10 protein-coding genes and 1 pseudogene are annotated in these 9,947 nt (G+C 62.0%); 2 read left to right on the top strand and 9 right to left on the bottom strand.

Features of this window, described 5'->3' with window-relative positions; all coding sequences use genetic code 11:
• Window positions 1-22: 22 nt before the first annotated feature.
• A complete protein-coding gene (locus FY112_RS15905) occupies window positions 23-763 on the bottom strand; it encodes an SDR family oxidoreductase (protein ID WP_151518821.1) in 741 nt (246 codons plus the stop codon).
• An 81-nt stretch (window positions 764-844) separates the two neighbouring features.
• On the opposite strand from FY112_RS15905, the gene FY112_RS15910 reads away from it, so the two are divergent.
• Entirely contained in the window at window positions 845-1,513 is a 669-nt protein-coding gene (locus FY112_RS15910; protein ID WP_181018227.1) for a TetR/AcrR family transcriptional regulator, read from the top strand.
• A 50-nt stretch (window positions 1,514-1,563) separates the two neighbouring features.
• On the opposite strand, the gene FY112_RS15915 is transcribed toward FY112_RS15910, so the two are convergent.
• From FY112_RS15915 to FY112_RS15935, 5 genes are all read right to left on the bottom strand, one after another.
• Window positions 1,564-2,010, bottom strand: a complete 447-nt coding sequence (locus tag FY112_RS15915; RefSeq protein WP_151518823.1) for a hypothetical protein — start codon at window positions 2,008-2,010, stop codon at window positions 1,564-1,566.
• 162 nt (window positions 2,011-2,172) lie between these two features.
• Window positions 2,173-3,210, bottom strand: coding sequence for a 4-hydroxyproline epimerase (locus FY112_RS15920; RefSeq protein ID WP_151518824.1), 1,038 nt, complete (start codon window positions 3,208-3,210; stop codon window positions 2,173-2,175).
• Between the two features lie 15 nt (window positions 3,211-3,225).
• Window positions 3,226-3,936 carry an SDR family oxidoreductase gene (locus FY112_RS15925; protein WP_151518825.1) on the bottom strand — a complete coding sequence of 237 codons (711 nt, stop codon included), beginning with the start codon at window positions 3,934-3,936 and terminating at the stop codon, window positions 3,226-3,228.
• Window positions 3,937-3,945: 9 nt separating this feature from the next.
• A complete protein-coding gene (locus tag FY112_RS15930) occupies window positions 3,946-5,196 on the bottom strand; it encodes an FAD-dependent oxidoreductase (RefSeq protein WP_151518826.1) in 1,251 nt (416 codons plus the stop codon).
• Between the two features lie 162 nt (window positions 5,197-5,358).
• The gene (locus FY112_RS15935) at window positions 5,359-6,636 is read right to left on the bottom strand and encodes an alpha/beta hydrolase (protein WP_131627885.1); all 1,278 of its coding nucleotides are present in this window, start codon (window positions 6,634-6,636) and stop codon (window positions 5,359-5,361) included.
• Between the two features lie 201 nt (window positions 6,637-6,837).
• Between FY112_RS15935 and FY112_RS15940 the strand changes: the two genes are divergently transcribed.
• Window positions 6,838-7,221 carry a hypothetical protein gene (locus FY112_RS15940; RefSeq protein WP_026158490.1) on the top strand — a complete coding sequence of 128 codons (384 nt, stop codon included), beginning with the start codon at window positions 6,838-6,840 and terminating at the stop codon, window positions 7,219-7,221.
• A gap of 700 nt (window positions 7,222-7,921) precedes the next feature.
• On the opposite strand, the gene FY112_RS15945 is transcribed toward FY112_RS15940, so the two are convergent.
• From FY112_RS15945 to FY112_RS15955, 3 genes and pseudogenes are all read right to left on the bottom strand, one after another.
• The gene (locus tag FY112_RS15945; RefSeq protein ID WP_151518827.1) at window positions 7,922-8,818 is read right to left on the bottom strand and encodes an aldo/keto reductase; all 897 of its coding nucleotides are present in this window, start codon (window positions 8,816-8,818) and stop codon (window positions 7,922-7,924) included.
• A gap of 311 nt (window positions 8,819-9,129) precedes the next feature.
• Window positions 9,130-9,765 (bottom strand): TetR family transcriptional regulator, encoded by a 636-nt coding sequence (locus FY112_RS15950; protein ID WP_151518828.1) that lies wholly within the window; start codon window positions 9,763-9,765, stop codon window positions 9,130-9,132.
• A 12-nt stretch (window positions 9,766-9,777) separates the two neighbouring features.
• Window positions 9,778-9,947 (bottom strand): annotated as a pseudogene (locus FY112_RS15955) (phospholipid methyltransferase); the annotation flags it as partial.

The following is a 9,947-nucleotide window of genomic DNA, read 5'->3' on the forward strand; positions in this document are numbered from 1 at the left end:
GCCGGAGGCAACAGACTCCAATTCAGGTATTCAAGCCGCCATCCACCGTGAGGATGGTTCCGGTGATGTGCCTTGCAGCAGGGCTTGCGAGGAAAGTCACAGCGGCGGCCACATCTTCCGGTTCGCCGTAACGGCCAAGTGGAATCAGGGCACGCTGGAAGTCGGCGAAGTCGCCATTGGCGGGATTCATATCGGTGTCGGTCGAACCCGGCTGGACCAGGTTTACGGTGATATCACGAGATCCGAGTTCCCGTGCGAGGCCGCGGGTAAACGAGTGGAGCGCGGATTTCGTCATGAAATAGACCGTGCCGGTATCGCCGACGATACGTTCAGCGCCGACCGAGCCGATCGTGATGACGCGCCCCCCGGCCTGCAGATAGGGAATGGCAGCCTGCGAAGCGAGCAGAGGCGACCGCACATTGACATCCAGCAGCGCATCGATCTGCTCGACGCTGACGTCGGCGATCGCACCGTAAAGCGCGATTGCGGCATTGTTGACGAGAATGTCGAGACCGCTGAGTGCCTGGGCCGCCTCGTCGACCGAGCGCTTCACGGCTGCCGGATCGGCGCTGTCGGCCTGGATGGCAAGCGCTTTGCGGCCCTTGCGCTCGATCGCTTGCACGACTTCGGCGGCGCGATCGGCCGAACGCTCATAGGTGATGGCGACGTCAGCGCCTTTGTCGGCAAGCGCCAATGCGATGGCGGCGCCAATGCCACGCGAGCCACCGGTGACGAGGGCACGCTTTCCAGCCAGTTCTGTCATGATCTTCTCTTTCTGTAGTGATCGACACATAAATAGCTAGGCACGTTGCGATGGAGTGTCAATGGGTTTATATAATGATCGATGCAAAAATCGGATGAGATGTCGAACGTCAACGAAACCCCTGCCCGCAGTCGCGGGCGGCCGCGGGCGTTCGACCGGGAAGCAGCCTTGGCGCAAGCGACCCGGCTGTTCTGGATCAAGGGCTTCGAGGCGACCTCGATCGCCGATCTCACCGAGGCGATGGGGATCGGATCGCCGAGCCTTTACGCGGCATTCGGTTCGAAGGAGGCGCTCTATGCCGAGGCGCTGCGCCACTATCGCGACAACAACGAGGCGTTTGTCTGGGCAGGCTTCTTTTCCGCGGGCACGGCGCGTGAAGCGGTGATGTCGTTGCTGATGGATTCGGCCGCTGCCCTGACCGGCTGTGTCGCGGATATTCCCCGCGGCTGCATGGTGACACTTTCCTCGGTCGGTAGCGAAGGCCACGTGGAACTCGGCGAACTCGTGCGAACCGCCCGCGCCATCACGCTCGACCGCTTAAAGGCGCGCCTGAACCAGGCGATATCAGAAGGCGAAATTCCAGCCTCGACCGACGTCCACGCGCTTGCCCGCTTCGTCCAGACCGTTCAGAACGGCATGTCGATCCTGGCCCGCGACGGAGCGACCCGCAGCGAACTGGAGGCAGTGGCCGAGCTGGCCATACTGGGTTGGGACACTCGAACCGGGGAGGCTGAACGCAGGCAAGGTTGATCGCGTTTCGAATATCGTTACGCGGATGCTCCTGCGTCACCTTTGGCCAGTCAGTCGCGGAAGCTTGGTAAGACGCAACTGGAATGCGACGCGGTCGGATTTCGCAGGGCGCCAATCAGCGTTTTATGTTGTGGGCCGCCTTCTGCGTCCCGGCTGATGAGAGACACCGTCTCGAAGAGAACTTCGATCATCACATCATTGAAAGATATAAGCCAAAGCCGTGGATTTAGGGCTTTCCATTTAGCTGTCTCCTCTCCGCCAATAATCTCATTGAAAGCCCACGGATTGACCGGGTACCTGCACTCTCTCAGGCCGTGAACGTTCATGGGGGTTATTCGGAAATCGATAACCTCACCGAATTTGAGCATGACATTGTAGCCTCCCTCGCGCGCAGAGGCTTCATAGCACACGAAAGCGTCGTTCCCGTCGTACAGGACTGCAGGATTGGCAACGGTTCCTATCTGGGGGTAGGTCTCTTGGGGACTTGATACCTGCATGGTTCTATCGCGTACCTATCAGTGAAACATCGAGGACACGATTCAACGCAATTAGCCATCTTGTCAACGCGGCCGACGTGGTCACTGTGGACCAGTTGATCTTGCGGCCTGCGCCGGGTGTTTTTGTGCGCTATAGAAGATCGCTCACACTGTGCTGAACGCTCAGATATCTCCCGCCGATGGTCCCCAGACGTCCGTCAGCGCAAAACCGTTCGGATGCGGATCAAAGGGGTCGAGCGCTACCTGGGTCAGGCCGAAGGTGAAGCCGCGGCCGGTGATGGTGGGGATGACGGCGGGGCGGCCGGCCACTTCGGTCACTGCCTGGAGGCCGACTTCGAATTCGGAGCCGATGATCGATTTCGAGGTGAAGACGTCGCCTACCTTCGCCTTGCCGCGGGCGTAGAGCGTGGCGAGATTGGCGGAGTTGCCGGTACCGCAGGGTGAGCGGTCGGCCCGGCCCGGCCACATGGTGGTGCAGGTGCGCACCGTGCCGTCGGCTTCGGTATCGCGGAACATGACATAGGCGACGCCCGAGATCGCCGGGATCTCGGGATGGACGACCTTGATGTCGCGATTGATCAGCTCCTTGAGGATCATGCCGGCCTGGACGAGGCCGGCGGCATTGGCCTTCTCGATCGTCAGACCGATCTGACCGACATCAACAAGCGCATAGAAGATGCCGCCATAGCAGATATCGGCCTTGATCCTTCCCCAATGCGGCGTGTCGATCCCGACATCGAGCTCATGCACGAAGGAGGGCACCATGGTGAGCCTGACCTTCTCGCAGCGTCCGTCGCGGCAGGTCGCCGTCGCCTTGACGAGGCCGGCCGCGGTTTCGAGCGTCACGATCGTCTCTGGCTCCTTCATTTCGACGATGCCGGATTCGAGCAGTGCCGTGGTGACGCAGATCGAGTTCGAGCCGGAACTCGCATGCGCCTGGTCGGGCTGCAGGATGATGAAGGCGGCGTCGGCCTCCGGGTGCCGTGCCGGCAGCAGCAGGTTGACCGAGCCGATGGGCGCGCCGCGCGGCTCCAGGCAAAGGAAGCGGCGCAGTTCGTCGCCCTTCGGATCGGTGTTCAGCCAATGCAGCTGGGCGGCAATGGTATCGCCGGGGATCTTCGGCACGCCGCCGATCGCGACGCGGCCGATCTCACCTTCGGCGTGGACATCCAGCAGCTGGATCGTGCGCTTCCATCTCATATCGAAAACTCCAGATCAGACGTGACGGGTGACGCCGCCATCGACGCGGATATTCTGGCCGGTGATATAGCCCGCGCCGTCGGAGAGCAGGAAGGCCGCGGTCTTGGCGATCTCCTCCACATGGCCGATGCGCTTCATCGGGACTTTCTCGGCCGTTTCCGGCTTGTGGTTGAGGCTATCGATATAACCCGGCAGAATGCAGTTCATGCGGATATTGTCGGCCGCATAACGATCGGAATAAAGCTTGGTGAAGGCGCCGGCAGCGGCGCGGTAGGTGCAGGAAACCGGGAAGACCAGCGAGGGCTCATAGGCGGCGAAGGTGGTGATGTTGACGAAGGCGCCCTTGCCCTGCTCCAGCATGACCGGCGTCACCAGGCGGGCCATGCGCACCAGCGACAGGATCATCATGTCGGATCCGAGCGTCCAGTTCTCGTCCGAAATATCGAGCAGGTCGCCCTTCGGCGGATGGCCGCTCAAGTTGACGACGGCGTCGATGCGGCCATAGGTCTTCATCGTCAGGTCGAAGATCGCCTTGAGATCCTCGGCCTTTTCGGCCACGCCGCGCGAGGCGACGCCGCCAAGTTCGACCGCCAGCTTCTCACAGCTTTCCGACGGCGACATCAGCGCCAGCTGATAACCCTGCGCGGAGAGCTCGCGGGCGATTGCCTCGCCCATGCCGCGGCCGCCGCCGGTGATCAGCGCTACGGGTTTGGTGGTTTCGGACATCGGGGCCTCCTAATAACGGTCTATGCGGAACGGGGTCATGTCGACGGATGGGTTGAGCCCAGTCACCATATCGGCGATCACCAGCGCTGTCGTTGCCGAAAAGGTCAGGCCGAGATGGCCGTGGCCGGTCGCATAAAAAACGCCCGGCATTTTCGACGAGGGCGAGATGATCGGGATCGTATCGGGCAGCGCCGGACGATGCCCCATCCATTCCGTCGTCTCCTCGACCTTCAGGCCGGGCAGCGCGCGCTGGGCATGGCGCACCAGCACCCGCGGACGGCGGAAATCGGGCGCGGCATCGAGACCGGCGAGCTCGACATTGCCGCCGACACGGATGCCGCCCGCCGTCGGCGTCACCATGAAAGCGCGATGCGGCCAGATCACTGAATAGCGCATGGATATGCCGGGCTTCATGATCTGCGTGTGATAGCCGCGCTCGGTTTCGAGCGGGATCGGCTCGCCGAGCTTTTCGGCAAGGAAACGGGTGTGGACGCCGGCGGCGAGCACGACCGAACCCGCCTCGATCCGTCTGCCATCCTCGAGGAGAACGACGGCGGTGCCATCGCCCCGGCGCTCGATATTCCGCACAGTGCCGGAGACGAAGGTCGTGCCTGCAGCCTTTGCGGCGTCGGTGAGTTTCACCACCAGCTTGTAGGGGTCGCGGATCGATTTGTTGTCGGGGAGCAGCACGGCTTTGGCAATCGCCGGCGAAAGTGTGGGTTCGTAATATTGGATGGCGCCGTTGCTCAAAACCTCGAATTCGAGGCCGTAGCGCTGCATCATGGCGAGATGGCCGCGATCGGCGGCAAATTCCGCCTCCGTCTCGTAGATCGCGAGACAGCCCTCCTCGGTCATCAAGTCGGGTGCGCCGATCGCCTCCAGCATCTCTCTGAAATCGCCGAGCGCGCGGTTCGACAGGCTCATGCCGGCATCCTCGATCTCTCGGAGACGCGAGGGCCGGCCGGCGGCGAGGAAGCGGAGGAACCAGGGCAGCATCCTGGCGGCATAGGAAGGCCGCAGCCAGACCGGGCCTTCGGGATCGAGCAGCCAGCCGGGGATCTTCTTCCAGGTCGAAGGGCCGGAACCGGCGGCAAAATCAAGCGCGATGCTCGCCATATTGCCGAAAGAGGTGCCGCGGCCGGGCTCGCCCTTGTCGATCAGCGTCACTTCAAGGCCGCGCCGCTGCAGCTCGAAGGCGATCGAGGCGCCGATCACGCCTGCGCCGACGACCGCCACACTCTTCTTCGTCTCATCCGCCATGCCATCAATCCATCGCACGGCAGACAGAAGTGCCGTCGTGAATCTGATATATCACATCAAGATGCGATGCCTAGAGAATTTCCGTTTTTTCCGAATCACGGAAATTCGCGATTCCGAAAGCAAAACCGCTGTGCGCTTTGCTTGAATTGCTCTGTGGAATTTTTACTGGCTTTCCGGCAGGCCGGCGCCGACGCTGTCGCCGACCGAACCGACGGTGTTGTTCATCGACTGGCCGAGACGCTTCAGCTGGGCGTCGTAGTTGCGCCGGGTGCGCGGATCGAAGATCGCAATCGGCGTGCTGACGGCAACACTGACAGCACTTCCGGCGGTCTGGGCAGCGCCCATCGCCACGGCGCCGACGGCCTCGCCGAGGCCGACATTGGAATCGGTGATCGTCTGGCCGGCAATCAGCCGGTCGCCGATCAGCTTTACCACCTCGGGGCTTTCGGCGAACTTGCCGTGGTTCAGCCGGTCGCCGCCCTTGAGCTTGGTGAGGTCGAGCACGGTGATGCCGGCCGCCTCGAGCTTGCTGCGGTAGGGTTCGACGGAGGGATCGATCTGGCCGAGCCGGTCGACATTGCCCGAGATGCGCCGCGACAGCGCCAAAGCGCGATCGTCCTGCGAGACGAAGATGGTGAAGTGCGGCCTTTCCTTGCCGAGGCTTGCGAACTGGCGGCCGAAGACATCGACATCGAGATCCGGCGAGGCAAGGATGACATTGTTGATCTTCGGAGCGACGTGGCCATTGCGGATCGCCATCTGCCTGAGCGCTTCGACCGTCAGCCACGTGCCCATCGAATGGGCCATGATGGTGATGTCGCTGACAGCCGGATTGGCGGCGGTGCGGGTCAGCAGCTCCTCCAGCGCGTCGCGGGAATAGTTGGTGCTTTCCTTGTCGTAATTATAATCGAAGATGCTGCCGCGCGACGGCCAGGTGAAAACGACGGGGGCGACGTCGGCATGCGAATCATGAACGATCTGCGCGAAGCGGTAGACGGCATCCTCATAACGGTTGTTGAAGCCGTGGACGAAGACCAGCACGCGGCGGCTCTTCGGCATATGGGTCTTCAGCCAGGTCTCGCCGGCCCGCTCGCCTTCCAGGGGATCGACCGAAACGGTGACGAAATTCCGCAACGGATCGGCCGGCAGGCGGCTTGGCCATTGCACCTGGCCGGCCTTGCGATTGGCTTCCGGCGGGATCGAGACCTCGACGGCATTGACGGCGAGCCCGGTGCCGCGCTCGCCGGAGAAAAGCACGGCGGGATTGTCATCGGCGGCGCGCGTCGTCGCGACGAGCAGGTCGACCTTCGACGTGCCGGCCGGCACGGTGCCGGCCGCCTGCATGACACCGACCGGCCTGCCGCCGCAGCCGGCGAGCGCCATCGTTGCAATCAGAAGACCTGTCAGAGCCGCGGGCAAGCCGCGTCTTTTGCCGATCATGACCAACTCCAATCGGTTCACGCACCGGACAGGCGGCGCCCGTTCAAATAGTCCGACGAGGCTTGCCGAGTCAAACCGCGGGAGATGGACAAGAGCAATCCCTTGCGAAAACCACTGCGCGCCTTTGCTGGAATTACGCCTGAAACTTTTCGGCTATCCCCGGCGTTTTGCCCGATCAGGTTCAATCGATGGATCACGGTGATGAAATTGCTCGGGATCACATGTTTATCGACATTGATGCTGATGCCTTCGCTCGGCTCGACGGAGACGCTCGGCGAGGCCGATATCCGCCGCGACATCATCGGCAAGACGGTCTACCTCTCCACACCGCTCGGCGGTGAACTGCCGCTGATTTTCCGCTCGTCCGGCAAGGTCGACGGCAACGGCCAGGCGATCGGCCTTGGCCGCTATGTCAAACCCAGCGATACCGGCCAATGGTGGATCGACGCCAACCGCCTCTGCCAGAAATTCCAGAGCTGGAACAAGGGCAAGCCGATGTGCTTCGAACTCGAACGCGCCGGCGCCAACACGATTAAATGGACACGGGACAACGGCAAAACCGGCGTTGCCCGGATCGGCAATTGATCGCTTTCGACTTGGAGAAATTGGGGAAAAGAAAAAAGCCCGACGCGGGAGGAGGTGCGCCGGGCTCTTGATCCTGACTGACAACTGGGAGGAGGAGTGTTGTCAGTCCGATGTAAGAGCGCTGGGAGGAGGAGTGCGCTGCTTACGAAGATAGTAATAGCCAATTCTTTTGATTCGGAATAGCGAAAATACCGCAATGCAGCAATGCGCTGAGCGCAATGCTTGCCTCCAAAACGGCACACCACCGCCTCATTTTGCAGCATGTTTGACCGGATGGTCAAAATTATGCCGAAAATTGCGGCCTCTCTGCTCCGGACATGCCGTGACCTCTCGATTCCCTCTTCTCCCCTCGGGGAGAAGGTGGCCCGAAGGGTCGGATGAGGGGGCCGGCGATGCCGGTCTTTCCAACAACGCTCATACGGGCTTCCACCGTGCCGGCATTGTCTCGATCGTGTTCAGGGCGGGGCACGGTGTTATCGTCGGGGTTGCGGGATAGGTTAATACGGGAGGACGTGCCGTGTGGCCCCCTCATCCGCCTGCCGGCACCTTCTCCCCAAGGGGAGAAGAGGATATGCCGCAACCTTTCCATTCCTCGCCACCTCTCGCATGGCACGTCCCCTCGTCCTGTTTTCACGGGGGTCCCGAGGACGGGGGCGAGACAAGCGGCTCGACCCCGGTCAGCGGCAGCGTTCACAGCAAATCAAGCAGCCTTGAACACCTTGCTGCCCTCGGCGTCGAGGGCGGAGAATTCTTCGTTCGAGAGGGTGATGTCGACGGCGGCGACGTTTTCCTCGAGATGCTTGACCTTGGAGGTGCCGGGGATCGGCAGCATGACCGGGCTGCGCTTGAGCACCCAGGCGAGTGCGATCTGGCTGGGTGCTGCATTGTGCTTTTTGGCGATGGTATCGAGCAGCGAGCCGGGTTTGGCGAGGTCGCCGGCTGCCAGCGGATACCACGGGATGAAGCCGATATTGTGCTTGGCGCAATAATCGAGCACGTCCTCGCTGGTGCGGTCGACGAGATTGTAGCGGTTCTGGACGGTCGCGACCTTGAAATGCTTCGAGGCGGCCTCGATATCGGCAACGGATACTTCGCTCAGACCCGCATGGCGGATGAGGCCGGTATCGAGCAGCGATTTGATCGCATCGAATTGTTCCTTGGCCGGCACCTTCGGATCGATCCGATGCAGCTGCCAGAGATCGATCTGCTCGACGCCAAGATTGCGCAGGCTCTTATGCACTTGCTGGGTCAGATATTCCGGACGTCCCAGAGGCAGCCAGATATCGGGGCCGTGGCGGGTCAGGCCACCCTTGGTGGCGATGACAGACTTGCCGCCATAGGGATGCAGCGCTTCCTTGATCAGCCATTCGGAGACATCGGGGCCGTAGGAATCGGCCGTATCGATGAAGTTGACTCCGAGTTCCGGCAGGCGCTTCAGCGTGCGGATGGATTCGGCATGATCGGAAGGCTCGCCCCAGATGCCCTTGCCGGTGACGCGCATGGCGCCGAAACCGAGACGGTTGATCTCGATATCGCCGCCGATCTTGAAGGTGCCTGACTTTGCCGCGTTGTATTGGGCTGCGTTGTGACTCGACATGGTCTTTCCTCTCTTATCAATCAATCATTGAAATCGGTGGAACGGTCGGAGGCGGTTGAACAGCGGCGGCACGGATGCCGAGGCTTTCTAAGATGCCTTCGAGCGCGAATGTCTGCCCTGATCGAAAGCGATGCCCGCCATGGTGATGATCCGCCCATAGCGGGGTTCATCAGAATGTGGCCGCTGCGACGCTTGCAGATATAGGACGGCCCGGTTCCGATAACAGGGGCCTGATCACAGGGATGGAGCGGAAACATCGACATCGAGCTGATCTCGTCGGAAGTGCACACGGAGGTGCAGGCGGCCTCGCGTCAACGCCTGGTCTTGGCCTCGTCGCCGAATTCCGCCAGCATCTTCCAAAGGTCGGCGAAAATCTCCCGGGCGAAATCCTGCGGCGAAGCACTTGGCGGGCGCTGCTGCCAGAGCTCAGCCCCGACGCGCAGCGCACCGATGACGATGGCCGCAAGGACGCGCATGCGGGGCCGCTCAAGCGGATCACCTTGCTTGCGCAGCAGCAGCGCCTCGGCGAGCTTCTGTTCGAGCTTGGCGTATTTCAGCTGGTCGCGGGCCTTCAGCACCGGCGTGCGGTGGATGAGTTCGCCAAGCGCCAGGCCAGGCTCGTCAACCGAGGCGACGACGGTTGCGGTGATTGCCGCCTCGACCGCCGCGACCGAGGATTCTGCCGCCGGCCTTGCCGCTACTGCTGCCATCAGGCGATCGGCGAAGGCGTCCTGCCAGGCGAAGACAACCTCTTCCTTGGACGGGAAATAATCGAAGAAACTGCGCTTGGAGACATCGGCCGCCTCGGTGATGTCCTCGATCGTCGTGGCCTCGAAGCCGCGCTGCAGAAAGAGGGTCATCGCCGTCTGCTCGATGCGCTCGCGCGTCTGCCGCCGCTTGCGTTCCCGCCTGCCTTCCGTCGTCTCCGTCCGCTTAGTCTCAGCCATTCCTGTCCGGCATCATCGTTCAGCCGCCGTTTCGTTGGAAAAGGCCGCGATATCGTCGACCTCAGTGTCGCTTTCACGATAGCTAAAGCGCTCCCGCGACAGTTCCAGCGGCTTGCGGCGCGAAATCCGGTAGACGGAGGCCGGCGGCAGGTTGCGCACCGTACCGCCGATGCGCACCGCCT

This window comes from Rhizobium sp. PEPV16 (genome assembly GCF_008919455.1).
In the GTDB taxonomy this organism is placed as follows: domain Bacteria; phylum Pseudomonadota; class Alphaproteobacteria; order Rhizobiales; family Rhizobiaceae; genus Rhizobium; species Rhizobium leguminosarum_Q.